Annotated in this window: 21 protein-coding genes; 12 read left to right on the top strand and 9 right to left on the bottom strand. The window is 69.0% G+C overall.

Annotated features, from left to right (window positions below):
- Positions 1–42: 42 nt before the first annotated feature.
- Positions 43–645 (bottom strand): TetR/AcrR family transcriptional regulator, encoded by a 603-nt coding sequence (locus tag ACSYGO_RS00705; RefSeq protein ID WP_460385411.1) that lies wholly within the window; start codon positions 643–645, stop codon positions 43–45.
- A 141-nt stretch (positions 646–786) separates the two neighbouring features.
- The gene (locus ACSYGO_RS00700; protein ID WP_435228560.1) at positions 787–1,176 is read right to left on the bottom strand and encodes a RidA family protein; all 390 of its coding nucleotides are present in this window, start codon (positions 1,174–1,176) and stop codon (positions 787–789) included.
- A 391-nt stretch (positions 1,177–1,567) separates the two neighbouring features.
- On the opposite strand from ACSYGO_RS00700, the gene ACSYGO_RS00695 reads away from it, so the two are divergent.
- A complete protein-coding gene (locus ACSYGO_RS00695) occupies positions 1,568–2,152 on the top strand; it encodes a hypothetical protein (RefSeq protein ID WP_426679629.1) in 585 nt (194 codons plus the stop codon).
- Positions 2,153–2,342: 190 nt separating this feature from the next.
- The gene (locus ACSYGO_RS00690) at positions 2,343–2,966 is read left to right on the top strand and encodes a hypothetical protein (protein WP_426679630.1); all 624 of its coding nucleotides are present in this window, start codon (positions 2,343–2,345) and stop codon (positions 2,964–2,966) included.
- 298 nt (positions 2,967–3,264) lie between these two features.
- Here the strand turns inward: ACSYGO_RS00690 and ACSYGO_RS00685 are convergent, their stop codons facing one another.
- Together ACSYGO_RS00685 and ACSYGO_RS00680 are read right to left on the bottom strand one after the other, a co-directional pair.
- Entirely contained in the window at positions 3,265–3,546 is a 282-nt protein-coding gene (locus ACSYGO_RS00685) for a ribosomal protein L7/L12 (RefSeq protein WP_460385410.1), read from the bottom strand.
- A 240-nt stretch (positions 3,547–3,786) separates the two neighbouring features.
- A complete protein-coding gene (locus tag ACSYGO_RS00680; protein ID WP_460385409.1) occupies positions 3,787–4,764 on the bottom strand; it encodes a hypothetical protein in 978 nt (325 codons plus the stop codon).
- A 989-nt stretch (positions 4,765–5,753) separates the two neighbouring features.
- Here ACSYGO_RS00680 and abc-f point away from each other — a divergent pair.
- The 3 genes from abc-f (at position 5,754) to ACSYGO_RS00665 (ending at position 9,931) form a co-directional block, all read left to right on the top strand.
- A complete protein-coding gene (gene abc-f, locus ACSYGO_RS00675; protein WP_460385408.1) occupies positions 5,754–7,388 on the top strand; it encodes a ribosomal protection-like ABC-F family protein in 1,635 nt (544 codons plus the stop codon).
- 80 nt (positions 7,389–7,468) lie between these two features.
- Positions 7,469–9,124, top strand: coding sequence for an ABC-F family ATP-binding cassette domain-containing protein (locus ACSYGO_RS00670; protein ID WP_460385407.1), 1,656 nt, complete (start codon positions 7,469–7,471; stop codon positions 9,122–9,124).
- Between the two features lie 249 nt (positions 9,125–9,373).
- A complete protein-coding gene (locus ACSYGO_RS00665) occupies positions 9,374–9,931 on the top strand; it encodes a YcxB family protein (RefSeq protein ID WP_432173693.1) in 558 nt (185 codons plus the stop codon).
- A 255-nt stretch (positions 9,932–10,186) separates the two neighbouring features.
- On the opposite strand, the gene ACSYGO_RS00660 is transcribed toward ACSYGO_RS00665, so the two are convergent.
- Positions 10,187–11,488: a serine/threonine-protein kinase gene (locus ACSYGO_RS00660; RefSeq protein ID WP_460385406.1), complete on the bottom strand. Its 1,302-nt coding sequence runs from the start codon at positions 11,486–11,488 to the stop codon at positions 10,187–10,189.
- Between the two features lie 163 nt (positions 11,489–11,651).
- On the opposite strand from ACSYGO_RS00660, the gene ACSYGO_RS00655 reads away from it, so the two are divergent.
- Entirely contained in the window at positions 11,652–11,897 is a 246-nt protein-coding gene (locus ACSYGO_RS00655) for a hypothetical protein (protein ID WP_460385405.1), read from the top strand.
- A gap of 71 nt (positions 11,898–11,968) precedes the next feature.
- On the opposite strand, the gene ACSYGO_RS00650 is transcribed toward ACSYGO_RS00655, so the two are convergent.
- Positions 11,969–12,331 carry a winged helix-turn-helix transcriptional regulator gene (locus tag ACSYGO_RS00650; protein ID WP_426679638.1) on the bottom strand — a complete coding sequence of 121 codons (363 nt, stop codon included), beginning with the start codon at positions 12,329–12,331 and terminating at the stop codon, positions 11,969–11,971.
- Between the two features lie 55 nt (positions 12,332–12,386).
- Here ACSYGO_RS00650 and ACSYGO_RS00645 point away from each other — a divergent pair, with 55 nt between their 5' ends.
- Positions 12,387–13,679, top strand: coding sequence for an MFS transporter (locus ACSYGO_RS00645; RefSeq protein ID WP_460385404.1), 1,293 nt, complete (start codon positions 12,387–12,389; stop codon positions 13,677–13,679).
- Between the two features lie 912 nt (positions 13,680–14,591).
- Here the strand turns inward: ACSYGO_RS00645 and ACSYGO_RS00640 are convergent.
- A complete protein-coding gene (locus ACSYGO_RS00640; protein WP_460385403.1) occupies positions 14,592–15,725 on the bottom strand; it encodes a PP2C family protein-serine/threonine phosphatase in 1,134 nt (377 codons plus the stop codon).
- 164 nt (positions 15,726–15,889) lie between these two features.
- Between ACSYGO_RS00640 and ACSYGO_RS00635 the strand changes: the two genes are divergently transcribed.
- The 3 genes from ACSYGO_RS00635 to ACSYGO_RS00625 all read left to right on the top strand — a co-directional run bounded on the left by ACSYGO_RS00635 (position 15,890) and on the right by ACSYGO_RS00625 (position 21,800).
- Positions 15,890–16,921 carry a TrmB family transcriptional regulator gene (locus ACSYGO_RS00635; RefSeq protein WP_460385402.1) on the top strand — a complete coding sequence of 344 codons (1,032 nt, stop codon included), beginning with the start codon at positions 15,890–15,892 and terminating at the stop codon, positions 16,919–16,921.
- Positions 16,922–17,057: 136 nt separating this feature from the next.
- Positions 17,058–20,450 (top strand): S8 family serine peptidase, encoded by a 3,393-nt coding sequence (locus ACSYGO_RS00630; protein ID WP_460385401.1) that lies wholly within the window; start codon positions 17,058–17,060, stop codon positions 20,448–20,450.
- Positions 20,451–20,795: 345 nt separating this feature from the next.
- Positions 20,796–21,800, top strand: a complete 1,005-nt coding sequence (locus ACSYGO_RS00625; protein ID WP_432187819.1) for a mechanosensitive ion channel family protein — start codon at positions 20,796–20,798, stop codon at positions 21,798–21,800.
- A gap of 140 nt (positions 21,801–21,940) precedes the next feature.
- On the opposite strand, the gene ACSYGO_RS00620 is transcribed toward ACSYGO_RS00625, so the two are convergent.
- Positions 21,941–22,336, bottom strand: coding sequence for a VOC family protein (locus ACSYGO_RS00620; RefSeq protein WP_460389656.1), 396 nt, complete (start codon positions 22,334–22,336; stop codon positions 21,941–21,943).
- A gap of 213 nt (positions 22,337–22,549) precedes the next feature.
- On the opposite strand from ACSYGO_RS00620, the gene ACSYGO_RS00615 reads away from it, so the two are divergent.
- Complete coding sequence (locus ACSYGO_RS00615) at positions 22,550–23,437, top strand: LysR family transcriptional regulator (protein WP_460385400.1); 888 nt, start codon at positions 22,550–22,552, stop codon at positions 23,435–23,437.
- A 14-nt stretch (positions 23,438–23,451) separates the two neighbouring features.
- On the opposite strand, the gene ACSYGO_RS00610 is transcribed toward ACSYGO_RS00615, so the two are convergent.
- Complete coding sequence (locus ACSYGO_RS00610) at positions 23,452–24,831, bottom strand: SMI1/KNR4 family protein (RefSeq protein WP_460385399.1); 1,380 nt, start codon at positions 24,829–24,831, stop codon at positions 23,452–23,454.
- A gap of 382 nt (positions 24,832–25,213) precedes the next feature.
- Between ACSYGO_RS00610 and ACSYGO_RS00605 the strand changes: the two genes are divergently transcribed.
- Entirely contained in the window at positions 25,214–26,326 is a 1,113-nt protein-coding gene (locus tag ACSYGO_RS00605) for an LLM class flavin-dependent oxidoreductase (protein WP_460385398.1), read from the top strand.
- Positions 26,327–26,338 lie beyond the last annotated feature (12 nt).

The following is a 26,338-nucleotide window of genomic DNA, read 5'->3' as shown; positions in this document are numbered from 1 at the left end:
GCTTCGAAGGCAGAAAAATGAACGGTCCTTGCGGGCCTCGGCTCAGGAAGAGCCGAGGCCGTCGAACATGAGGGTTTCCACCGTGCGGATCCACGGTTCACGCATGCCGTCCGGGTCCTGCACGTGCAGCAGGCGTACGGCTCCGGTCACGATCATCCCGTTCACCGCGAGCCCGACCACGTGGGGGTCCAGATCGCGACGCAGAAAGCCACGGTCCTGCCCGTTGCGGATGAACGCGGCCGTGTACGCGGCTGCCGCCTCCATGGCCTGGCCCGCGAGGCCCGGATCGGCGCGGTCGATGGCTATCGCGTCGTAGAACAGAATGCGACCCAACTCCGGTTCCGCGACGATGAGTTCGAACAGCTTCTGGCCGATCCGCCTGACCTGCTCCCGGTACTGCGACAGCGTCTCCGAGGAGCCGGGGTCCTCGTCGGACAGAGCGTCCGTTATCCGGCCGAGCGCCCGCGACACCACGCTCCGCGCGATGTCCTCCTTGTTCTTGAAGTAACGGTAGAACGTGCCGTGCCCGGCGCCGAGCTCCCGCGCGATGTCGGAGATACCGGTCGCGTGGTAGCCGCGTTCGGCGAACACCTTTCCCGCGGCGCGCAGGATCGCGTCCCGCTTGTCGACCACACCTTCGGGCACAGGGGTTCCCCTCACGTCGGCGGAACGCGGAATGACGTGTCATTCTCGAACTGGCCGCCGGGCACCGTCAATAGACCCGACACCGCCCGCTGCGTGAGGAAGCCGAAGCTGTACGGCCCGTCCAGCCGCCCGACTACAGGCCTACCAGGGGATGATGGCGAGGGCTTCGACCTCGAGCATGAGCTCCGGCCGGTACAGGGCGGCCACCTGGACCGCGGTACTGGCAGGTGGGCGAGCGGTGTCGATGTGCGCGTCGCGGGCGGCCCGTACCTCCGGGAGTATGGCCACGTCAGTGACGTAGAAGGTCAACTTGGCGACGTCGGCGAACGTCGCGCCGCCTGCCGCCAGGCACCGCCGCAGGTTCTCGAAGACCTGACGAGCCTGGGCGGCGGCGTCACCCTCCCCGACCACATGTCCCTTCTCGTCCAGGGCGACCTGCCCGGAGATCACGACCAGCCGGCCTTCACCCACAACCACATGGCTGTAACCGTTCCCCGGGGCGACCCCGTCCGGCGGAATGTGGGTGAGCATGGTCTCTTCCGACTCGTCTGACACAGGACCTCCACGAACGACAGATGACGAGGCAACGGTATATGGCGCCAACTCTGCGCATTCCGGCGCACGTTGGCGCGCGGGCGGTCTGCAGGCGCGCCGCGTCTCAGCTGCATGCGTCGGTGCAAGGTCCGGTAAGTGGTCATCTTTGCTCATAGCTGTCTTTGCCCGGACATCACCGCAGCTCGGAGGCGAGGTGCGGGCGACATCACGCGACGAACTCAGCAGCGGCTGTGCGTCTTGCTGCGGGTGAGAGACGGCCACAGGTCGTTGTCTTCGTCGGCGGGTTCGGGTTCGCGGGTGTAGGAGACGTCGTCGGATGGTCGAGGTGGGAGTGAGCGCGCCCGTGTGCACTGCTATGGTCCGCCGCGTGCCAAGCGACGACGACATCCTCGACTCGATCCGGCGAGACCCCGCTCTCGCCGAGCTGCTGTGGAACGTTTGCGAGTTCGATCTCTCGCGTGGCGATCACGGTGAACCGGTACGGCTCTCGTCCGGGCTTGCATTGGATGGCGTTGCCGGCGACTTCACCGGGGGGACGTTCTTCCTCTGCGGTGATCACCGCAAGGCTCGGCCCGTCCTGTACGCCAGCTCCGAGGGACAGGCCGGTCTGATCGGCCAGAGCCTCGCCGAAGCACTGGAGATCATGATTGGGCTGCCGTCCTGGTGGGACTGCGTGAGCTTCTCCGGATCCGGCGATCTGGAGGTCATGCGGACGACCGCAGGGCACCTGGGCCACGACGAGCTCAAGAACGAACCCGAGATCGGCGCTCAGCGAGTACGACTGGCAACGGCACTGGACCTGCAACTGGCGCCTGTCCCGGTCCTGCTCGCTCGCCTGCACGCTGCGGTCTCTGCTACCGAGCCCGACTTCGTACTCACCGTTGAGACAGGTGAGGCGTACGAGTCTCTGTTCGGGCCCTGGCTCCCAAGTCGTAATCCCCTCTGGCGATGACATCGGCACATGCGTGAACTGCGGAGCCTGTTGGTATCCGGCTCCTGACGCACCCGAGGTGGGCGACCCAGGCGTCGGATCAGGCGGCCGCAGCGGCTCGATTGCCGAGTCCCTCCGGCTCATCACGAGTTCGACTCGGATATGCGTGAAGACGACCGACTCATCTGCCACACCACCACCATGGCGACTCATGCAATCCGCGACAGATCCCGAAGACCGCGAGCAGCAGGCGGATGTCACCCGTCTGCTGCTGTACTACCTGAACGCACCCGTTGCCGAGTACTGCTACCTGCGCGGTGTCCTGCCCGCTCCCGGCGCCGTACGGATCGCCGTCCGCGCCGGGGACGCCGAGCACGCCATGGACTTCCTGTACGAGATTCCCCACGACACGGTGGCCCCGTACTACATCCCCGGCCTGCTGCGCACCGTTCTGACTGGCCCTCAGATCTACAGCAGCAGCGATATCGACGAGGCCATGGGGATGACGCTCGTTCGCCTCCGCCCGGACGAGATCATCCCGGCGCCGGAGCCCGAACACGGCCAGGCGCTCACCGTCCTGCGTGCGCTGTACGACCCAGTCGATGACGAGAACCCTTTCCTGATCGGCTTCCTGATGCACGGCGAGGGACTGCTGCGCCTGTACGTGCAGCGTCCCGACGACCCCGGAATTCTCGGCGCCGACATCCGCCTGGCCGAGACGCCCCCAACCGCGCTGATCGCCTCACTGGCCACCCTCGTCAGAGACGAGCAGTATCACCGGCCGGCCCCGGACGACCCGCACTGCGACCTCCTCGTGGACCTGACCCACTGGTAAGACCACGCTCTGCGATGTGGTGCGGGCGCATCCCACGACCGTGCGTCCTGGCGCCTCCTTCGGATCTTCATGTTCGCGACGATAGTCTGCTGGACCTCGCCAGGAAGCCGGCTGGTCAGGCCTTGACGCTGTGCGGAACTGCCTTGGCGGCACTGGACCTTCAACCCAGCGAACTCGCCGAATACCTACGCGACCACATCGCGTCCTGGAGCACCTGACAGGGAAGCCGAGGGCCTGATCGAGCCAAATTCCCCGCTGGTAGACGGCTTGTTACTAGGGTGGCGCCGCCTTTGGGGCGTCAGGCGGCAGGGCCGGGAAAGAGCGGTCCCGGTCGTTGCTGGATCTCAGCGAGGGCTCCGACTTGGCGAAGTGCCGTGAGTGCGAGCTCGGCGGCCTCCTCAGGGACGCCAGCGAGGATCAATGCGGGAGCTTGATCCACCAGAACCTTGCTGCGCCAGAGGCTCAGCCCAGTCAATCGACGCACGACCTGGGCAACGTCCAGGACACGGATGCCCGGGCGGACGAGTACCACGTCGTTGGGCACGTCATCACAGACCAACGTGACGTACTCGACTTCCACCTTGGAGCCCTTCTCGACCCGAGCAGGAGTGTGGGTGTCCTCACTCGTCTCAGTCTGCGGATATCGCAACACGAAGGCAGCAGCCAGGACTTGCGGGCGCTCCCGGGCTGGGCGACGTGAGGCGTCCGGTACGCACGGAGCGTCAGTCTGGGCAGCGGCGCAGGCGCCCGGAGACAGCCCGCAGACACCCCCTTCACCGAAGGTCCGCGCTTCACCTGGGGGCGGCCCGCCGAAGCCGGATCAGGTGCGCAGGGTGACGCCGAAACGGGTCTTCATCCGCCGCAGTTCCCACAGCGAGACGGCGGTCACCGACAGTGGCCCGCCCAGCGTGGAGCAGAACTGGACGATGGGCGGGCCCCCTGGCAGGCCGTCACCGATCAGGTTGATGATCGCGAACACCCACACCAGCGCGAGGGTGAGGACGGGCGGCAGCATCGGGTGGACCTGGGCGCTGTTGAAGGCGCTGCGGGCCGAGTACAACGACGCCATGAAGAAGAAGGGAAAGCCCCACGCGAAAACGACGAGCGAGGCGACGGCCAGTACGTACTCCCACCAGTCCTTCCCATCACGTTCGTTGACGGTCAGGGCTGTAAGGGTGAGGACTCCGCCGATGACGACCAACGTCAGCACGTACCAGGCGACCGCCTTGAGCGGAGCGAGCAGCCGGGAGCGCAGATGCGGCCGCAGGTGCGGGGGCGCGTAGTAGATGAATCCGAGGATGACCAGGGGCGCGGCGATGATCAGCACGAATGGAGCGACGATGAGGTTGGCGACACCCCTCCACGCCGCGTCCTCCCAGCGGTTCGGATTAACGTTGTAAGCGAGGATCAGGGCGATGGTGGCGGCGGCACCGAGCACCGTGCGGGCCACTTGGATGCGGTCCACGGTGCGGTCCACTATCCGGCCGTCACCCTGCGCGAAGAGCCTGGTGGCGACGCGGTGCGCGGAGCGCAGGATCGCGCCGATGAGCCCGAAGGGTGAGACGTACGACAGGCAGCCGCGGGAACGCCGGACGGCGGGCCTCGTGGGCTGGGGGCCGTAGGGGTACGGGTTCGGGTACGGAGGCTGGTTCGGGTACGGGCCCGGATTCGGTGGTGGCGGACCGTACGGGCCGCCCTGCGGTGGTCCGTAGGGAGCGCCCCAGCCGCCTTGGCCTCCCGGTCCGTTGCCGCCAGGCTGACCTGGGCCGTTTCCCGGCCCCCATCCCCCCGTAGCCATGCCGCTCCCCGTTCGCTTTCGGATATTTGCTGTGCGTCCCGTGGTGCCACGGCGCAGTGTAGTGGCACATCGGGTGACAGCGGCCGCACTCGTTGCCGGTCGTGCCGCCTTGACCGTCGCGCCACATACGTGCATACCCGTCAGCGCTTTGGCGAAGCGCCAAGGTCGGGGCCAGCGAAGTGCCTTGGCCAGTCAGGGCGTTGACGATCGAGGTCGGGGGGTGTCGTGGTTCCACAATCGTCGTGGCCTGGTTCAGACATGTACGTGTATCGCAACTCGTTCTGTTTCATGTGAAGTTGGACGTGGTTGCGGGGGTGGGGGAGGAGATTGCGCCAAGGCTGGGAGGTCGGCAGGTCGGCAGGTCGGCGGCGAGGAGGAGCGGGCGGGCGCGGTCGACGCGTCCGGAGGCGGGTCCCAGGGCGCCACGAGAACGGCGAGTCCTTCGACGGCGCCCTGCCGCCAGGCTGATCGCGCGGGAAAGTTCGACGGGGGTGTGGTCGACGGCGGAGGTGAGTGGAGCGTAGAGCGAGCGGGAGCCGGAGGTGAGGCCGGAACCGGGGCGGGCGGCGGCGAGCCGGGCCGTGTCCCGCCGCAGCGTCAGCTCCGTCACCGGATCGCAGCCGGTGCTGAGCAGGGTGGGGGGCACGGGCGGCTGTGTCGGTCGCCGGCTGATCTTGGCCTTTGCCCGCCGCCCAGCATGAGGGCCAGACGGGCCAACAGCGGCAATCGCCGATCGTGTTCACCGGCAGGGGGATGGGAAAGGGCGATGAGGACAGGTCGCTATGCTGGTGGATGACATAGGTCGTACATCGAGGAGTTACAGACGTGGTGGGTGACGACGACATCTCCGGGTGAGATCCGGATCTGACGGCCACCGGCCGGCGCTCAGGAGCGCTGCCGAGGTGGTCCGTTTCGTCGTACCCCCTTCTTCCACGTCTGCCCAGGGCAGAGGTCTACGCTCTGCCCTCAGTACCTTCGAGGTCACATCCATGTCCGACGCCGCTGTCGTCTGCTCGAACGTCTTCTTCACCTGGCCCGACGACACCCCCGTCTTCCACGACCTGTCCTTCTCCGTGACCCCTGGCCGTACGGGCCTGGTCGCGCCCAACGGCTCTGGAAAGAGCACTCTGCTGAAGCTGATCGCCGGTGAGCTGAAGCCCGCCACGGGCTCGGTGTCGGTGAACGGTACGCTCGGCTACCTCCCGCAGAGCCTGCCCCTGACCAGTGACCTCACCGTCGCCGAGGTGCTCGGCGTCGCCGCGGTGATCCGCGCTCTGGACGCCGTGGAGTCCGGGGACGTCGACGTGAAGCACTTCGCCACCATCGGTGACGACTGGGACATCGAGGAGCGCACCCGCGCCCAGCTCGACCGTCTGGGCCTGGCCGACCTGAGCTTGGACCGCAGTCTGGGCACGCTCAGCGGCGGCCAGGTGGTCTCCCTCGGCCTCGCGGCCCAGCTGCTCAAGCGCCCCGACATCCTCCTGCTGGACGAGCCAACCAACAACCTCGACCTCCAGGCGCGGCACCAGCTCTACGACGTGCTGTCGGACTTCAACGGCTGTCTGCTCCTGGTCAGCCATGACCGCGCGCTACTGGACCGCATGGACCGCATCGCCGAACTCGGCGACGACGAACTGCGCCTGTACGGCGGGAACTTCACCGAGTATGAGGAGACCGTCCGCGTCGAGCGGGAGGTCGCCGAGAAGAACGTCCGCAACGCCGAGCAGGAACTGAAGCGGGAGAAACGGGAACTGCAGCAGGCCCGCGAACGCGCCGAGCGTCGGGCGAGCAACGCCGCCAAGAACCTGAAGAACGCCGGGCTGCCCAAGATCTTCGCCGGCAATATGAAGCGCGGCGCGCAAGAGGCCGCGGGCAGGTCCGGCACGATGCACGCCTCCCGGGTCAGCGATGCCAAGGCCCGCCTCGACGAGGCCGGGCGCGCCCTGCGCGAGGAGCAGCGGCTCACGCTGGAGCTGCCCGACACCCAGGTGCCCGCCGGCCGCAACCTGTTCCTCGGCGAGGGCATGCAGGTCCGCCTCGGCGACAAGGACGTGTTCGCCACGGGCGGCGTCGACCTGAGCGTCCGGGGCCCCGAGCGCATCGCGCTGACCGGGCCCAACGGCGCCGGCAAGACGACCCTGATGCGGCTGGTCACCGGAGCTCTCGCCCCGGAGAGCGGGGAGATCAAGCGCAACGACGGGAGGATCGCCTACCTGTCGCAGCGCCTGGACCTGCTGGACCTGGACCGCACCGTGGCGGAGAACTTCGCCGCGTTCGCGCCCCGGCGGCCCGAGGCGGAGCGGATGAACCTGCTCGCCCGATTCCTCTTCCGGGGCACGCGGGCCCATCTGCCGGTGGGTGTGCTCTCCGGCGGCGAGCGGCTGCGTGCCACCCTGGCCTGTGTGCTGTGCGCGGAGCCGGCCCCGCATCTGCTGCTGCTCGACGAGCCCACCAACAACCTCGACCTGGTCAGCGCGGGCCAGCTGGAGAGTGCGCTCAACTCCTACCAGGGAGCCTTCATGGTGGTCAGCCACGACGAACGGTTCCTCGCCCGGATCGGGATCAGCCGCTGGCTGCGCCTGGCCGACGGAGTACTGAAGGAGACGGGGGCACCGGCGGTGTGAGCCACCGACGTGTGACGTGGCCCGCGTCCGAGGCCAAGCGCCCGGCGGGCCGACCACCGATCACGCCAGGACGGTACCCCGTGCCCCAACCCGCTCTGCTCGCCCACGACCTCGTCCGCAACCTCGGCGGCCGTCGCGTCCTCGACGGCGTCTCCCTCACCGCTTCCCCCGGTCACCGCATCGGCCTGATCGGGGAGAACGGCGTCGGCAAGTCCACCCTGCTGCGACTGCTCGCCGGCGTGGACGAACCCGACGCGGGACGTGTCACACGTCCCCGCGACCTCGGCTTCCTCCACCAGGAGATGCAATTCGACGCGGACTCGACCCTCGCCGCCGTCCTGGACGAGGCGCTCCGCGAGACCCGTGAGGACCTCGCCGAACTGGACCGGCTCGGCCAGGAGCTGGCCCGCGTCCCCGAGGACGACCCCGGCCACCAGGAACTCCTCGACACCTACGGCAGACGTCTCGAACAGGCCCAGCACCGGGAGTCCTGGGACGCCGACCGCCGCGCGGCGCTGGTCCTGGACGGCCTCGGCCTCGGCGCCCTCGGCCACGACCGGAGCCTCGGCTCGCTCTCCGGCGGGCAGCGCAGCCGGCTGGCCCTGGCCGCGCTGCTGATCCGGCGGCCCACCGCACTGCTCCTGGACGAGCCGACCAACCACCTCGACGACGAAGCCGCCACCTTCCTCGAGGGACAGGTCCGGTCCCTGCCCGGCACCGTGGTGGTCGCCAGCCACGACCGGGCGTTCCTCGACGCCGTCAGCACCGACCTGATCGACCTCGACCCGTCGCTGGACGGACCCGTCCGGTACGGCGGCAACTACAGCGCCTACCTGTCAGAGAAACAGGCCGAGCGGCAGCGCTGGGAGCGGCGGTACGCCGAGGAGCAGGAGGAACTGGAAGACCTGCGCGAGTCGGTGGGCGTGACCGCGCACCGGGTCGCCCCGGACCGGGGCCGCGTCGACAACGAAAAGATGGGCTACGGCCACCGGGGCGGCCGGGTACAGCACTCCATCTCCCGCCGGGTGCGCAACGCCACCCGGCGGCTGGAGGAGCTGGAGCGCACCCAGGTCACCGAGCCGCCGCGCCCCCTGCGATTCGCAGCTCGGGAGTTGGCGAGGCACACCGAGGAGAACACGGAGCCATTGGTGGCACTGCGGGACGTAAGGGTGCCGGGCCGGCTGGCACTGGACGCCCTGGAGGTGGCGGCGACCGACCGGCTCCTGGTCACAGGAGACAACGGGGCCGGCAAGTCGACGTTGCTCGCCGTCCTCGCCGGACGGCTCCCGGCCGAGGGCGAGGTGCACAGGCGGCGCCACGTGACGGTGGGGCTGCTCACTCAGGACACGGTGTTCGAACGGCCCGAACGCACCGTCCGCGACACCTATGAGGGGGCGGTGGGCCCGGCGAGGGCGGCGAAGGTGCCGCTCGGCTCGCTCGGCCTGATGCACGAGACAGACCTGGACAGGCCGGTCCGGGCGCTGTCGGTGGGGCAGCGCCGCAGGCTGGCGCTGGCACTGTCGGTGGCCCGCCCGCCCCACCTGCTGCTGCTCGACGAGCCCACGAACCACCTTTCCCCCCGCCTGTGTGACGAACTGGAGGAGGCACTCGGCACCGGACCAGGTGCCGTCGTGGTCGCCAGCCACGACCGCTGGCTGCGCCGACGGTGGCAGGGCCGGGAGGTTCGACGGGTCCTTGGGCCCGACCGACGGACGAGCGACATCAATACTCGCTGACATCGATCACGGACTCCCGCGCGCAGTCCCGAAGTCACGGGCAGACGACTCTCGTAGAAAGGGACACAGCGAGTGCGTCGACTCTGCTGGTGTAACGCCATGGACAAGACTGATGTCGTCCAGGTCCAGGTCCAGGTCCAGGTCCAGGTCCAGGTCCAGGTCGAGCTTGCATGCATCGCTCAGTAAAGGCTGCTGGGTGGCGGGGATCGGGTCGATAGGATCCGCGGGTCGTCTTACCGGGGAGGGATCATGGCCGACGGCCACGAAGTCACCAGCAACAGCGGGGAGGACGTCGTCGATGTCGTGGACGGGGCGGCGGTGCAGCTGACATATCGCCCGCAGCCCGCCGACACACTGGTCGGTCTGCGGGTCCGGGCGCGGATCAAGCGCTGGGGTCTGCTGCTGCGGAGTGTGTTCCTTGCACTGTGGGTGGGGCAGTGGCTTGCGGGCACCATAAGCCGGGGCAGCGCCGACGTGGTCTCGACCGCTCTGTTCCTGTTCGTCGTCCTGGTGGTGGTCGGTTATCCGCGGCTGCAGGCCGCTCAAGTGCAGCGGACTGTCGGATGGCAGGGCGAGTACCGCACCACCGTGTCGCCGGCCGGGATCTCCACCAGCAGCGACCATGGCACGCTCACCCAGAAGTGGTCGGTCCTCCAGGGCTACCGGGAGACGCGCGGGCACTTCGTCCTGCTCAGCCGGGACCCCAACATCATGTGCCTCGAGGTCCTGCCCAAGCACGGGCTGAGCACGCCCGACGACGTCGACCGGCTGCGGGCCCTCCTGGACCGACACACCACCCGCGTCTGACCCCGCCCCGCGTACATGGCGTCCGCCCTCGGCCGGTTCTCACACCTAGACTCGCCGCCTGTCGCGTCGGGCGCGCACAGCGACGGCGGCCGGGCGCCTTCGTGGCCGGGACCGGCTGGGCAAGGCCCTTCCGTGCGATCAGGGCCCGACCGGTCACGGTCGGGCCCTGATCGCGTCGCGTCGAGAACTGACCGAGCCGTCTCTGCTCAGCGTCTGTTCAGCGGTCGACGCCACGATCCACACGATCTGGCTCGCTCAGTCGTCCTCGTCGTGCTTCCCGTGCTTGTCCCCCCTGTGCTTTTGCTCGGGTTCCCGCTCCGGACGGTCTGCGGTGCTCGCCGGCGGCGATGCGGTGGATGAAGGGTCCGGCGTGTCGGACAGGGAGCCGGCCGACTCCCGAGTCGTCGTGGGGCTCGTGGCGCCGGGTGTGTCGGTTTGCGGGGCCTCCGCCGAACTGCGGCCCGGCGAGAACCACAGCACCCCGGCGACCAAGGCGGCCAGGAAGATGACTGCCCCGGCGGCCGCGCCTGCGACCCTCGGCCGGTGCGCCGCGCGTCCGCGCTTACCAGGCCCGACACGGCGCCGAGGCGCATGTGATCGATGCGTGTGCCCGGAAGAGGAAGGCAAGGCGTAGGTGGTCGCAGGGCCCGCCTCAGTGGTGTGCGGCAGCCGTCCTGAGGGGGCGGGATGTCTTGGTGACGGCGCAGCTGGGGTCTGGGCCGCGGGGGCAGGCAGCGGCTCGGGTCGGCCCTCCCAGGCGCCGGTGGCGAACCAGCCGGCTACCTGTTGTGCGCTGGGCCGGTCATTTGGCTGCTTGGCGAGGAGAGCCAGGAGGTAGTTCTCGAAGGCGGCCGGAATCTCCGCGCCCCGCTGCCGGGGCGGTACGGGAGCGGCGTCCAGGTGCTGGTGCAGGATCGCGATGGCGGTGTCGGCCTGGAACGGTGGCTGGCCGGTGAGGAGTTGGTAGATCACGCAGCCCAGGGCGTAGACGTCGCAGGCGGGTTCGGCGGGCTTGCCGAGGGCACGTTCGGGGGCGAGGTAGAGGCTCGTGCCGACGATCTGTCCCGTCGTGGTGAGGGCGGCGGCCGGATCGTCGACGAAACGGGCGATGCCGAAATCACCGATCTTGAGCGTGCCGTCGGCGTCCAGAAGGAGGTTGGCGGGCTTGATGTCGCGGTGCACGATGCCTTGTTGGTGGGCGGCGGCGAGTCCGGCGGCGGCCTGAGCGGCGATCTGCGCCACCTGCGTGGCGGGCAACGGGCCAGCAGCGGTGAGGTGGCGGGCGAGGCTGTCGCCCTCGACCAGCTCCATCACCAGGAAGAGACGGTTCTCGTGCTCGCCGAAGTCGAAGACTCCAACGACATGTGGATGGTTGAGACTTCCCGCTGTCTGCGCCTCAAGGCGGAAACGTGAGGCTGCCGTCGGGTCCGTGTCCTGGGGGAGCAGGAGTTTGACGGCTACCGGTCTGCTGAGGGCCTCGTCGAAGGCTCGCCAGACCTCTCCCATCGCGCCGCGTCCGATGGGATTGTGCAGCCGGTATCGGCCCGCTATCAGCACCTGTGTTTCACCCTCATGCCGGAAGACGTCTCAACCGCCGCAGGCTGTCACGTACCGCATGGGCTCGGGTGACGGTGGGGGGACCGCAGCCGGCCCAGCCTACCGGCCGTGGCAGGAGGAATTTGGCCAGCCGCCGAGGGCCAGGAGGGGCCGGCGAGGGTGCGTGGCGATCGAACCTGAGGGTGGGGTCTCGGAGCCGGGCATTGATGGATGCGCGCTCTGCCTGCGCCGGACCCTTGCCCTGTACGAGGAAGCCTTCAAGTCGCCGCACACGCTGGGCTTCTACCCAGTCCAAATCCTGCCCGAGACCGCGCACTTCGCCGATGCGGCGTCCCCGAGCGGCAAGTTGCGAACCGGGGCGGATGGTCGGGGCCGCATCAACTCCTCCGCCCGTCGCTGTTCCTGCTGAAACAGCCCTGCCCGCATCTCGTCGGCGCGACAGCCGCGCCGCGCGGTTCGTGGCCGCAGTGGCGAGTCACCTCACTGTTGCGAGTCGGCCTGTGCGCGGGCGCGTTCGATGTCGGGGACGTGGCGCTCGGCCCATTCCCGGACGGCACGTAGGGGTATCAGCAGTGACCGGCCGAGGTCGGTGAGGGCGTACTCGACGTGTGGGGGGTTTGCGGGAATCTCCGTGCGAGAGATCAGGCCGTCGTACTCCATCGCGCGCAGTGTCTCGGTGAGCGCCTTCGGTGTGATCCCTCGGATGTGCGCCTTGAGCCCGGTGAATCGCATCGGCCCTGTGTCGAGCGCGTTGACGATGAACACCGTCCAGCGGGCCCCGATGCGGTGCAGGACGGTGCGACTGGGGCAGGTCGCGGCCATGACGTTGTAGGCCTTGCCCATGTGCGACTCCCGGTAGCGTTGTAGATACCGGTATAGAATATATACCGTCTGGCTCGTGACCAACTCCGATCGCAGGCTCCGAACCCCGATATCCCGGCACGGCCGTTTCGTCGCGGCGATCGTCGTCGACTCGATCGGCACCGGCGTCTTCATCCCCGTTTCGATGCTGTATTTCCTGGCCACCACCTCGTTGACGCTGATGCAGGTGGGCGCGGCACTGACGACGGCCGGGCTGCTGGCGCTCCCGGCGGGTCCTCTCGTCGGAGGACTGGTCGACCGGTACGGCGCCAAGCCTGTGCTGCAGACGGCAAACCTGGCCCAGGCGCTCGGCTTCGCCGGGTATCTCGTAGTGAGCCAGACATGGCAGATCGCCGTCTGCGCCTGGTTGAACAGCGCCGGGCGGGCGGTGTTCTCCGGCTGCTACGGCGTGACCGTCACGGCGCTGGCCGCGCCCGGCCGGCGTGAGTACTGGTTCGGCCTCCTCGGGTCCATACGCAACATCGGCTACGCCGTCGGCGGACTCCTCTCCGCCGTCGCCGTCGGTATCGGAACTCAGGGCGTCTACGCGGCGATTGTGGTCGTCAACGCCCTGTCGTACCTCACCGCCTTCGTCCTGATGCGGGCCGTACCGAACAGCCGTCCCAAGACGAGCCAAGATGCTGCCGGAGGCTGGCGACGCGTGCTTCGGGACCGCCGATACCTGCCACTCGTCGGACATCAACTGTGCTTCGCCTTCTCGCTGTTCGCCCTCAACATCGCCATTCCTGTCTATGCCGTGGACGTGCTGAGACTGCCAGGGTGGACCGCCGGAGCGGTCTTCATGCTCAACACCCTGATGGTCGGCCTCGGCCAAGGCGTCGTCGTCGGCCGGCTCAGCGGGCGTGTGCGCAGCCGCGTCCTCGTCGCCGCGCACGCCTGCTTTGCTGCCGGTTATCTGCTGTTCCTCGCTGCCGATCGCGTGACCGCACTCGCCCTCGCGGTCGCCGTCGTGTTCCTCGGTGCAGGCAGCTACACCTTCGGTGAGATCCTCGGCAGCCCCATCACGTCCACTGTCGCCGCAGAAAGCGCCCCAGACGCCCTCCGCGGCCGATACCTGGCCCTCAACCAGCTCGCCGTGACCATCGCAGGAGCGATCGCTCCGATCGCGCTCTCCGGGTTGCTGTCCACCGGCGCAGCCGCGACCTGGCTGACCCTGGTCGGCGTCAGCGTCCTCGGAGCCACGCTCGCCACCGTGATCGGCAAAGTGGTGCCCGTCGCACAGAGCCGCATCGGACGTGTCCAGCCGTCACCGAGCACCGCCCAAACTCTGCCCCATCGACGCAAGCAAGAACCATCACAAACGCCCTGAGCCGCGCCGTCATGGCCTGCGTTCGGAGAGGAAATTCCCTGACGACGACACCTTCGGCAGAGCGGCGCCGCTCAGTGACCGAGGACGGCCCCGGCCGGCTGCGCTGACGCGGAGGCGGCGATGAAGGCCGAGCCGTGCACACGCCAGACGACGTCCATCGATTCTCTGCATCGGAGGATCGCACGGATTGATTGGACTCATGTCGATGCGCTGATCAGGCTGGATGGGCAGTTCGGTGTTCGGTCTCCGGATCGCCACCCACCTGACCGCCTATGCACCTCGAGAAAAGAGCGCAGCATGTCCGTCGGCTATCGCCAACTCGGCAACTCCGGTCTGACCGTGTCCAGTGTTGGGCTCGGCTGCAGCAACCTCGGCAGGCCCACGGGGCCGCCTGCGCCCGTGTCGGCCTCGGCGACACCGGCGCCGCCGGCCTGGCGCGGGAGGCCGCGGCGCGCCTGCTGGCACATCGCTGATCGGTGCGCGATCAGTCGCCGACGTGCTGGATGCCGAACGGCTTGCCGGTGATGAAGAGGAAGGTGCAGTCGCCGGTGACACCGTGAGTCACGGTGCCACCCTCGGGGACCGGACGAAGCTGCCCGACGGGTAGCTGCCCTGGTGCGGATCGGCGAAGTGCCGCGGCGTCGAGCCGGGGCGCTCGGTGAACTCGATCGTGGCGCCGCTGGAGCCTCTGAGCAGCGCTGTCCGGACACCGGCGGCGGGGATCCCGACCTGATCCGTCTCACGAGATCCGATCGCCGCGTCTGCTGCGGGCTGTGGAGGACTCGTTGCGCAAGGTGGCCGAGCTCGTCGACGTCAGTGCCACCGTCGGGCGCGTGGCGCGGCCGGGGACTGCCGTCCACAACCACACGGAGTTCGGTGTCCACGATTTCACGGAGGCCCTGCGGCAGGACGTCAGCGGTTCGGTGAGCGTCGCAGTGTCAGTACTGCCACGTCGTCGTGCTGGCCACCGCCCCCGGCGAACGCACGCGCGTCGTCGTAGAGCGCACGCGGCAGGTCGGTGGGGGAGGGCGGTGTCTGCTGGGCGAGGCGTTCGGTGAGACGCTCGGTGAGGGGGTAGAAGGCGCCGTCGGCGGCGCGGGTCTCGGTGAGTCCGTCCGTGGTCAGGAGCAGCGTCGCGCCGGGCGGGAAGACGAACCAGTCGACGGTTGCGGGTTCGGTGGCGAGTTCGGCGAGTCCGAGGGGGACGCCCGAGGTGAGGATCGGTGTGGTCACGCTGGCCTCCTGCAGGACCTGTGGCAGGAGGTGGCCGCAGTTGATGGCCTGTGCCTCCGCGCCCGCGTCGATGTTGAGGATGAGCGCGGTGACGAACCGTTCGTCGTCGCCGGTCTTCGCTGCGTAGGAGTTGTGCCGCACGACGGAGGCGTCCAGGGCGTCGACGAGGGCGGTCAGGGTGGGCTCGCGGTGGGCCGTCGCGCGAAAGGCGCCGATGACGGCGAACGCGGCGCCGACCGCAGGGAGTCCCTTGCCCTGGACGTCACCGATCAGCACCCGGGTGCCCCACGGTGATTCGACGACGTCGTAGATGTCGCCGCCTACCAGCCGGTCCTCCTGTACGGGCTCGTACAGACCGTTCACCAGGACGTCATCGGTGAGCATGGGCAAGGGGCGCAGGATGTGGCGCTGCATCGCGGCTGCGGTGGAGCGCAGCCGCAGCATCTCCTGCTCGCGGCTGATGCGGCGGTGGCAGGTGTAGACGGAAGCGGTGCCCAGGACGAGGGTGAGCAGGATCATGAGGACCCTGTCGAGCCATGGCCGTCCGTCACCGTGCCGGGCGAGCATGGTGACGATGACCACGAGTTCGGTCCAGGCGAACACGAACTTCGTCTGACGGACGGTGCACAGTGCCGATGCGGCCCCCGGAAGGAACACGAGAAGGCCGAGAAGCCACACCGGGGATTGCGACACGGCACCCAGGATCATCACCAGCAGTGTCACCGACGCGACGACGATCACCACTTGGGCCTCGCTCGGTGGTGCGATGGCCTCGGCCGGACGCGCCTGATTCTTCGCATGCTTGCCGAGCACGGGACCTCCGGGACAGACGGAACATATTCCCCCATACCGTAGGCAGGGTCGGCAGGAGGGCGGCCGCGCCCCGCCGTACGACAGCTCCTGGCTACGGAAAGCGCTCCAGGCCCGAACTCGGCGCTCCCGCCAGCCGGGATAGGGTTTCGCCGAGGGGGAACAGAATGCTGCAAGAACTGGGACTGGGCCCGGCCGAAGAGGCCGTCTACACCGCTCTGTTGCCCCAGGCGTCCGCCTCTGCCCCGGACCTCGCCCGGCAGACCGGACTGGAGCGATCCGAGACCGTCCGCGTCCTGCGGGACATGGCAGCACGCGGCCTGGTCGCGGTGGTGTCCGATACGAGCGGTGAGACGTCAGCCCCGGACGGCCGGCGGGACCAGGCCGAATCCGCCACCCGGTACCGGCTCACCCCGCCGTCCGTGGCCCTGGCCCCGCTCCTGGTCGAGCAGCGCAACGCGCTGCAGCGGGCCGAGACCGCGTTCTCGATGCTGACCGAGCAGTACCGCAGCACCGCCATACATCCCGCGGGCAGTGTCGTGGAGGTGGTCGTCGGCACGGAGCAGGTCGCCCACCGGTTCCACCAACTGGAGCACGGCGCGCAGCGGGAGCTGCTCGTCTTCCTCGTGGGCGCGCCGATCGCGGTGCCGCGCGAGGACACCGACATGGCGGAGAACTCCGCGCTGGACCGCGGGGTCGACTTCCGGGTCGTGGCTGACCAGGACTACCTCGACAGCCAGGACGTGGCACAGGACATGCGGACGGCGATCGCGTCCGGACTCGAACTCCGCCTGGCCGACACACTGCCGCTGAAGATGGTCGTGTCGGACCGGGAGCGCGCCATGGTGCCGTTGGAGGTCGCCGGCCCCTGTGGTGAGCCCGGCGCCATCGTGGTGCACCGCAGCGGTCTGCTGACGGCCCTGGTCCACCTGTTCGAGACGGAATGGGCCCAGGCCCGGCCGCTGTACCCCACCGACTCCGGCGTACGGGTGCAGGCGGCAGCCGAGCAACGACCCACCGAGGGTGAACTCGAGGTCCTGGCCCTGCTGTTGGCGGGAGTCTCCGACAGGCGTGCGGCGTCCCAACTCGGCGTCTCCATACGGACCGTGGAGCGGCGGACCCGACGCCTGATGGACCTCGCGGGGGCCGATTCCCGTCTGCAGCTCGGGTGGCACGCCGCCCGCGCGGGCTGGCTGTGACCTGCACACCGTCGTGACCGCATGACGGAAACCCGACATGCGGACCATCCGTCACAGCCAGGCATCCCTACACGCTGCGCATGTCTGCCAGGCTGCAGCCGCATCACGGCATCGACGGCGCCACGTAGGGAGACACATGCGCCCCATACCCCGTATAGCCATGGTTGCGGCGACCGCCGCAACCATGGTCCTCACCGCGCTCACGCCGTCCACCGCGGCAGGCGCGCGGCAGGACGGTTTTGCCGGTAAGAGACCCGTCGTCGGAAGCGACACCGCGAAGAACCGTGCCCAGCAGACGACGGTCACTCTCGTCACCGGCGACAAGGTCCTCGTGACCACGGACACCTCGGGCCGCAGCTCCGCGGCCGTGCTGCCCCACGAGGACGGCACGCAGCCGACGTTCCGTACCTTCCAGTCGGGCAAGGATCTCTACGTCTACCCCGAAGGTGCCGCGCAGGCCGTCGCCGAGGGCAAGGCCGACGCCGAGTTGTTCAACGTCACCGGGCTCGTCCGCCAGGGATACGACGACGCGCACACCGACGCACTGCCGCTGATCGCCACCTACGGCAAGGGCGTCGACGTCGCCAAGAGTGCGCCTTCGGCCCCGCGGGGCTCCGAGCAGAGCCTGCTCCTGCCCGCGGTGGGCGGCGTCGCACTCACCGCCGACAAGGACACCGCCGCCGCCTTCTGGCGTGACATCACCGGCGGCCGCTCACGTTCGGCCGCCGCGCTGAAGAAGCTGTGGCTGGACGGCAGGGTCGAAGCCACGCTCGACCGGTCCACGCAACAGGTGCACGCGCCGGAGGCCTGGGCGGCCGGCTACGACGGCCGGAGCACCAAAGTCGCCGTGCTGGACACAGGCGTGGACGCCGAACACCCCGACCTCGTGGACCGGGTCACCACCACCAAGAACTTCACCGACTCCAAGACCTCCGAGGACCATGTGGGCCATGGCACCCACACCGCCTCCACCGTCGGCGGGTCCGGCGCAGCGAGCGACGGCCGCAACAAGGGTGTCGCCCCCGGCACCTCTCTCCTCATCGGCAAGGTCCTCGACGATTCCGGATCCGGGCAGGACTCGTGGGTCATCGCCGGGATGCAGTGGGCCGTCGAGGAGAAGGCCGACGTCGTCTCCATGAGCTTGGGCAACCCGGCGATCAGGGACTGCACCGACCCGGTGGCGCAGGCCGCCGAACAGCTGAGCCACAACACACGCACCCTGTTCGTCGTCGCTGCGGGCAACGCCGGCCCGGGTACCGAGACCGTCTCCTCACCCGGATGCGTACCCGACGTGCTGACCGTCGGCGCCGTCGACCGGGACGACAGCACCGCCCCGTTCTCCAGCCGCGGTCCCGTGGCCGTCACGCACACACTCAAGCCCGAGATCGCCGCCCCCGGCGTCGGCATCTCGGCGGCGAGCGCCGGCGGCCGCGGCGCCTACGCGTACCGGTCGATGTCCGGCACCTCGATGGCGACCCCGCATGTCGCCGGCGCCGCAGCCGTCCTCCGCCAGGCCCACCCCGACTGGTCCGCACAGCAGATCAAGTCCGCGCTCGTCTCCTCGGCCCGCACCGGCGCAAGGGTCGCGGGCGCCGACCAGACCGGCGGCGGTGTCCTCGACGTGTTCGCCGCGGTGAACCAGAAGGTGCTCGCCGCCCCCGCGGTCCAGGCCGGCAACTACCCCTGGCCGCAGGACGCTTCGGACCGCACCACCGTCGACGTGCCCTTCACCAACACCAGCGGCGCCGCCCTGACCCTGAACCTGTCGGTCAGCGGCGTGCACGGCAACGACGCGAGCACCATCCGCTCCGGCATCATCGAGCCCGCACAGCGCAAGGTGACCGTCCCCGCGGGAGGCACCGCCCAGGTGCCGGTACGCATCGATCCCACCGCCCGCCTCGAGGACTCCCAGTACGGTGCGGTCACCGGCCGGATCCTGGCCACCGGCGCCGACGTACACGTCTCCGTGCCGGTGACCCTCTACGTGGAGCCGGACACGGTCACACTCCGGGTCAAGACCATCGACCGCAACGGCGACGCCGCAGGCGGCGCTTCCTCCCTCGACCTCGTCAGCCTGGACACCGACCGAGGGGAACGGCGCAGCAACGCCGGTGCACCCGACCAGACCTACCGTGTCCGCCCGGGCAGCTACTGCCTCAGCGGCTTCGTGACGACGTACGGCCCGGACAAGGCGCCCGAATCGATGAGTTACCTCGCACACCCGCAGCTGCGCATCACCCGGGACACGACGGTCGTCCTCGACGCCCGCAAGGCCCACCGGCTGAGCCTGGACACCGAACGGCCCGCACACGTGGACACCACCACCTTCGGCTACGCCCGCAGCTGGGACGACACCTGGCAGGTCTCCGGATCGCTCACCACGGACGGCACCGTCCAGAAGTTCTACGCGGATGTCGACCAGCGGGCCACGGACGGCGCCTTCACGTTCCGGCCCACCTGGCGTGCCTCCGGCTCCCAGGACGGCCCGCCGTACGTGTACAACCTGACCTTCCCCACCCCTGGACCGCTCAACGCCCACCAGGTGTACCGGCCCAGGGACTCGCGGCTGGCCCGGGTCGCCGAGACCTGGAACGCCATGGGCAAAGAAGCGGACTACCTCGACGCCCTGTTCCTGCGCCCGGCCGAGGACAGTGGCGCGTACATCCCCGTGAGCCCGTTCGGCTCAGTGCACGTGCCTGGCACCCGAACCGCCTACTACACGGCGGCCGACGACGCCGTCTGGTACCACGGCGCCATGACCAGCTTCCCGTTCGCCGCGTTCATGGGAGACCAGGAGCGCGTCTACCGGCCCGGGGAGCACCGCACCGAGGAGTGGTACGGCGACCTCCTGAGGCCGTCCGCGCCGCGAGACGCCGACGGCAAGCAGATGCTGACCGCCGAACGACAGGGCGACCTGATGGGCTTTCAGACCGCGTTCTGGCTCGACGGTTCCGGGGATCACTGGTCCTACGGCGGATCCTTCGGCGACATCGGCAACCTGGCGCTCAAGCGCGACGGCGAACTGCTCGGCCGGCGCGTCGACCCGTACGGCGTGTTCGAGGTGCCGGACGAGGACTCCCTCTACGAGCTGACCCAGAACCTGCAGAAGATCCCGACCTCGGACCGGAACTGGCTGCGCTCCACCGCCGTCAGCACCTCCTGGACCTTCCGTTCCCACCGGGAACCGGACGTCTTCTCCCGCGGCCTGCCGCTCCTCTTCCCGGCCTACGACTTGCCGGTGGACGGCACGAAGACCCTTCCCGCACAGCGGGGCTTGAAGGTCGCTCTCTGGGCCGAGGGCCATGCCGGGTACACCCCGGCCGCGATCACGAAGGCCACGCTGTCCTACTCCTACGACGGCGGAACCACCTGGACCCTGGCGCCGGCCGAGCACCATGACGGCCGCTGGACGGCCGTCGTCGACCACACCGGTGCCTCCGGGAAGCAGGTCACTCTCAAGGCGACCCTCACCGACGCCAAGGGCAACGCGGTCACCCAGACCATCACGCGCGCCTACGACGTCAGGTAGCCATCCGGTGCGGGCCGCAGGGGCGAGGACGTTCACCCTGCGGCCCTGCGGCGCCGGGACATACGAGCACGGTGCGAAGCCGGAGCCCTGCCGGACGACGCCTGGCAGGGCATCACCGTGCGGTGAAGGCGACGTCAGCGGATGCCGGCGGCGCAGGGTGGCGGTCGGACATGCAGCACGTTGCCGCCCAGGGGCAGTGGCGCCCGGCCCACCGGATGTACCGCCGCTGTGAAGGTTCGGCTGCATTTCGCGCGGTTCCTCACACTGTTTCGCGACCATGTCCGGCCAGGCGGTGGGTACGCGGCGGGGGCGATGGTCATGTCCCACCGACGAATGGAGCAACGCGTGCCCCTGGCAGAGATGGCAGCACCTCCCGCCCCGCATACCGAGTTGGCGGTCTCCTGGCCAGGCTGGGTGGAGGACAACGCCGCCCTCTTGATCGGGATACCCCTGCGGATCGCGCTCATCGTCGTCGGCGTGGCGGTGATCCGAATCCTCGCGAAGCGGGCGATCACACGGGTCGTGCAGCGCATCCTCGAACCGTCGCCCGCAGCGGCGGAAACCGAGCGTTCACGCCGAGGCGGCCGCGGGCCCGCCGTGCTTCAGCGTGACGCCTCCCGCTCGGGGGAGCGCCGCGAACAGAGGGCGCGGACCATCGGCTCCGTGCTCAGCAGCATCGTCACCGTCGTGCTGTTCGTGGTGGGTGTCGCCATGGTGCTCGACCAGGTCGGCATCGCCCTCGGCCCCCTGCTGGCCAGCGCCGGCGTCGTCGGCCTGGCGATCGGCTTCGGCGCGCAGAGCCTGGTGGCGGACTACCTGTCCGGCATGCTGATCATGGTCGAGGACCAGTACGGCGTCGGTGACTCCGTCGACCTCGGCGAGGCCGTGGGTGAGGTCGAGCACGTCGGCCTGCGGCTGACGCACGTGCGCGACCTGAACGGCGGACTCTGGCACATCCGCAACGGAGAAATCCTGCGCGTGCGCAACGACAGCCAGGAATGGGCGCGTGCCGTGCTCGACGTGGCGGTGGCCTACGACGCCAACCTGGACACGGTCTACCGGGTACTGGAGAAGACCGGGCACGAGCTTCGGCAGGACCCTGCCTTCGCCGGCGACCTCCTCGAGGATCCCTCCGTGTGGGGTGTGCAGTCGCTGGACGCCGACGGTGTGGTCGTACGCGTCGCGGTCAAGACCGTTCCGCTCAAGCAATGGAGCGTGACCAGGGAACTGCGCCGCAGGACCAAGGAGGCCCTCGACGCCGCAGGCGTGGAGATCCCCTTCCCGCAGCGCACCGTCTGGCTGCGAGGCGAGGACCGGGCGGACCGGGAGCAGGTAGGCCTCGGCAGCTGACTCCGGCACCGGCGGCGGCCGGTCCCCCATGGGTACGCCCGGCCGGCACAGTCGTCACCACTGATCTGCCGTCGGCAGGACGTCGACGGCGGACGACACGTGCCGGTCGGGAGCCGGCTGACGCGCGGCCCTTGCTCGGCTCAGTTGTCGAAGTCCTGGGGATACCAGCGCAGTTCGATTCCGTTGCCGTCCGGGTCCTGGACGTAGACCGACGTGGCCGTGCCGCGTGCGCCGAACCGCGGCACGGGCCCTTCGAGAACCGTGCAGGGTGCCGATGCGATGAACTCGTCCCAGTCCAGGGGATCGACGGTGAGACAGATGTGGTCGACGTTGGCGGACCCCCGGGTGCCGGCGACAAGGTCGATGATGGTCTCAGGGGTGATTCTGACCGACGGGAAGGGCGCCTTGCCCTGTCGCCACTCGTCGACGCGCACCGGCTCCAGGCCCAGGAGACCGGTGTAGAACGCTAGGGAGCGCTCGACGTCGGCGACGTTGAGGACCAGGTGATCGAACGCCTTGACGCACAGGGCGGGCATCCGTGGTGCCTCGCCATGGGTCTGCGCGGTGCGGCCGTGGTCCTGCGGGGACACGTGGGTTCCGGATGGTCCGGTGGTGGCGTTCGACGTGATCACAGCTCTTCCCTCGATGGTGGAGTCGGTGCGGTTGTTCCAGGATCCGCCGGACGGAATGCGCCATCAAGGCAGCATTGCCATACGATCGTTGAGCCTGACTCAACGAATGGGGGCGACGTGCCGGAGCGGGTGGAGATCGAGACGTTCCTGACTCTTGCCGAAGAACTCCACTTCGGCCGTACCGCGGAACGCCTCGGTCTCACGACCGGCCGGGTGAGCCAGGTGATCAGGAAATTGGAGCGGCACATCGGCGGCGCCCTGTTCGAGCGGACCAGCAGGACCGTTCGACTCACCCCGGTCGGCGAGCAGTTGGCCGACGATCTGGCCCCTCTCGTCGCCGCGATGGAGACCGCACTCCGCAAAGCAGCCGACGCGAGCCGAGGTGTCACGGGCGAACTTCGGGTGGCCTTTCTCGGAGAGCGGACGGCCCCCGCACTGCTGAAGGCGGTCGCGTTGTTCGGCGAACGGCACCCCGACTGCCGGGTCGAGGTCCGGGAGGTGCAGCTGTCCAACTCCCGTGCGAGCCTGGTCGACGGTTCGGTCGACGTCCTCATCGCCTCGTATCCCTTCGACGGGATGGCCTGCGGTCCCGCGCTGATCACGGAGCAGCGGGTCCTCGCGGTCGGTTCCGGACACCCCCTCGCCGGTGAGCGTTCTGTGTCGGTGGAGGTGCTCGCGGACCACCCCGTAGTGCAGTACCCGGAGGTCACATCGGCAGGGTTCAAGCGCGACCGCACCCCGGACCGCACCCCGTCGGGCCGCCCGATCCCGAAAGGACCTGCCGGAGCCTCGTTCTCCGAAATGCTCACACTGGTCGCGATGGGCAAAGGGGTCCTCCCGGTCGGCGAGCACTCCCGCCTCTACTATCCGCGTCCGGACATCACCTACGTGCCCCTCCACGATGCACGCCCGATCGAACGAGGCCCGGTCTGGCGGTCGGGTAACACCGCCGCCCACATCGGGGAGTTCGTACGGGCTGTGGCAGATACGGCGAAGAGAGTCTGAATACTTCGCCTCGGCTATGCCATGGGGCCGAGGTCGCCTTCAAGGACGGTCTGGATGATCCGAGGCCGGTCCCAGAGGGCCAGGATCTCGTTCGCGATGTCCACGATGGGCAGGGGGTCCTGGTTGCCGTGGACCACGATGGCGGCGGCCGACAGGCAGCGTGGGACAGCTCCGGCGTCGAGGAGGACGCGCCACTCATGCGGGCCGATCTCCAAGAACTCCAACCCGGTCAGTTCGGCAATCTCCAGAGGGTCGGCCAGCGTGCCGGGGTAGGCGGTAAGAGTGCGCAGCCGGGGCAGCCCGGTGACGGGAGCAAGACTGAACGGCGCACCGTCCCACACGCCGATGGACAGGACTTCCAAGCCGGGGTGCGCGGCGGCCTGGATGCTCCTCAGGCTTGCGATGTTGACCCGGGCCACGACTGGCTCCTGCAGCTGCGGACTGCTGGGCGCTGCGCCGGGCCGGCGCAGCACCAGATCGGTGACGGAGTCGGCTACGAGCGCGGCGCCGATGTTCTCCTCGTGGGAGAGCATGATGACCTGTCCCATGTGTCCGCCAGGGCCGGGCGTCAGATCGACGGCCAGCCGGTCTCCGTCGCCATTGTCGCCGAACGCGATCCAGCCGGGTGAGCCGACGACTCCCTGCACCATGGCATCGGGCGGAGTGACGACCGCCTCCATCGCCGCGAACTTCCAGGAACACCGGCGGGACGACGCGTCGGCGACGTACAGGCCGTCGAGGTCGAAAAGCTCGCAGTCGACAGCTTCGCATTGGCGTTCCGCTGCCTCGTGGTCGTCACCCAAGTCCTCCCACCGTGCCCGGGTCACCCGGTACAGAACCTTGAGCTCGTCGGGCAGCGTGACGCCTAGGCGGGCTTCAGCCGCGGCGATCTCCTCCTCCGTGGCGCCGATGGCGTGCGGCAACCGCTCGCGCAGCGTCCGCTCGAGCAACGCCAGGTCTGCCGAAGGCGCCGGCACTGCCTCGGGCGCGGGATCAGGGAGACGGCGCCAGGGTTCGGGGAGGGCACCGTCGACCAGGATGAGAGTCCCCGGGTGCGGGGTGCCGAAGCCGGGTTCCACGGCTGGGCTGGGCCCGAGCAGGCGGAGTGCGGTCGTTCCGGTCGGTTCGATCTCCGCCGTGAACGAGATGTCGCCGACTCCGGCGTCCGCGAGCGCGCGCTGCACCCGCTCGACGGCGTCGTACTCCTCCTGCATGTCCTCGACCTGTGCGGCTCGTCCCGGCGGCGGGATCCGTCGTTTCAGGGCCAGACTCCAGCCATGCCGACCGATACGTCCCGACACACGAACAGACCGGGCAGCATGCCTCTGCGGATGGTCGGCCAGCAGGAGCCGCAGCACGGGCGCCCAGGTCGCGAAGTCGAGTATCGATGCCACGGGGGGTCTCTGATCAACCATGCGCAGACCGTACGTGGACGCACTGACATCCGAAGTCGCAGGGCCCGGGCCCGCCCATGGAACGATCTTCGTCTGACGGTGGTACAGGCGTCACGCGTCGCCGACCTGTGTAACACGTGGCCACGGGTGGCTCGTTGGGGCGATCGGCCCGGGAATGCTCCGGATCTTGTCCTTGGCGTCCTGGTCTGTCTGCTGCCGCCGCTGCACCCCTAAGCTCGTGGACAGCTCCAAGCGGAGGTGGCCCGACGAGCCCGGGCCCCGATCGGGCGGTCTGCTGCAACCATGGGCCCGCCCCTCGCTCCGTGGAGTTTGTGACCACGGGTTGACCTTCACATCAGTGTGATGGTTGTGGAATCGGGTCATGGAAAAGGACTCGATGAACCCTGGCTCGTTTCGGCTCGGCCTGGCATTGGAGGGCACGGGCTGGCACCCTGCCTCGTGGCTGGAGTCGTCGGTGACGGATGCCCAAGATGTCTTCAAGGGCAGCTACTGGACGAACTGGGGGCGTGCGGCCGCGTCAGGCGGCCTCGACTTCGTCACGCTCGAAGACGGACTGAGCCTTCAGACCGACCGGTTCGGTACCGCCGACCACGCCCATGACCGGGTGCGCGGCAGGCTCGATCCCGTTGTCACCGCAGCGGTCCTGCTGGCAACGACGGACATCAGCGAGGTGGTGGTCTCGCGCAACGTGACGCACACCAACCCGTTCCACGTCGCCGCCCAGATCGCATCCCTGGCGGCCATCGGGCCGGGCAGGGTGGTGTGGCGGCCGCAGGTTTCCGCCGACGCACGCGATGCCACAGCGGTCGGTGGTCCGGCCACGCCTCAACTGCAGCCCGAGGACGTGTACGTCCCGACTCGCATCGCCCGCCGCCTGCGCGACCTCTTTCGTGATGCCGAGGACTACGTGTGCACTGTGCGCGATTTGTGGAGGACCTTTCCCGCCGAGAGCCTGAGCAGCGGGGACACGTTCCTGCACCGGGACATGGTCGCCCCGTCGCAGCTCACCGGGAGGGAAAGGTACCCCGCGGCCGGCCCGCTGACTGTCCCGGCGCCGGGCACCCCGAAGGTCGCGGTGCTCGCACACCACGCCCTGGAGCCGTACCGACTCGCTGCCGCCGTCGCGGACCGGGTTTTCGTGACCCCGTCGCAGGAGCATCCGATTCCCTCGCTCCTGACGGCGTTTCGAGAAATCGAGAGGCTGACGCCGGACGCCACCGGGACCGAGGTGTACGCGGATGTGGCGGTCGTCCTGGGCGACACGGACGAGCACGCCAGGGCCAGGCTGGCCCGGCTGAATGACGCCGCCGGTTTCGTCTGGGCGCCGGACACGCAGTTGTTCGTCGGAACAGCGGATCGTCTCGCCCAGGAACTCGCCCGATGGCGTTCACAGTTCGGACTGAGAGGGGTTCGGCTGCGCCCCGCGGTGCTTCCGGACGACGGCGACAGGATTGTCCAGGAGGTTGTCCGGTGAGGAACTACTTCC

This window comes from Streptomyces krungchingensis, assembly GCF_054729265.1.
Note: the sequence above shows the minus strand (reverse complement) of the source record. Positions and strands in the feature narration are given on the sequence as shown.

Coding starts and splice junctions, on each gene's coding strand:
- ACSYGO_RS00700 (WP_435228560.1), bottom strand. CDS start 1,176: ATGCTCACCCACATTCCGCCGGACGGGGTCGCCCCGGGGAACGGTTAC.
- ACSYGO_RS00690 (WP_426679630.1), top strand. CDS start 2,343: ATGCAATCCGCGACAGATCCCGAAGACCGCGAGCAGCAGGCGGATGTC.
- ACSYGO_RS00680 (WP_460385409.1), bottom strand. CDS start 4,764: ATGGCTACGGGGGGATGGGGGCCGGGAAACGGCCCAGGTCAGCCTGGC.
- abc-f (WP_460385408.1), top strand. CDS start 5,754: ATGTCCGACGCCGCTGTCGTCTGCTCGAACGTCTTCTTCACCTGGCCC.
- ACSYGO_RS00665 (WP_432173693.1), top strand. CDS start 9,374: ATGGCCGACGGCCACGAAGTCACCAGCAACAGCGGGGAGGACGTCGTC.
- ACSYGO_RS00650 (WP_426679638.1), bottom strand. CDS start 12,331: ATGGGCAAGGCCTACAACGTCATGGCCGCGACCTGCCCCAGTCGCACC.
- ACSYGO_RS00635 (WP_460385402.1), top strand. CDS start 15,890: ATGCTGCAAGAACTGGGACTGGGCCCGGCCGAAGAGGCCGTCTACACC.
- ACSYGO_RS00630 (WP_460385401.1), top strand. CDS start 17,058: ATGCGCCCCATACCCCGTATAGCCATGGTTGCGGCGACCGCCGCAACC.
- ACSYGO_RS00620 (WP_460389656.1), bottom strand. CDS start 22,336: ATGCCCGCCCTGTGCGTCAAGGCGTTCGATCACCTGGTCCTCAACGTC.
- ACSYGO_RS00605 (WP_460385398.1), top strand. CDS start 25,214: ATGGAAAAGGACTCGATGAACCCTGGCTCGTTTCGGCTCGGCCTGGCA.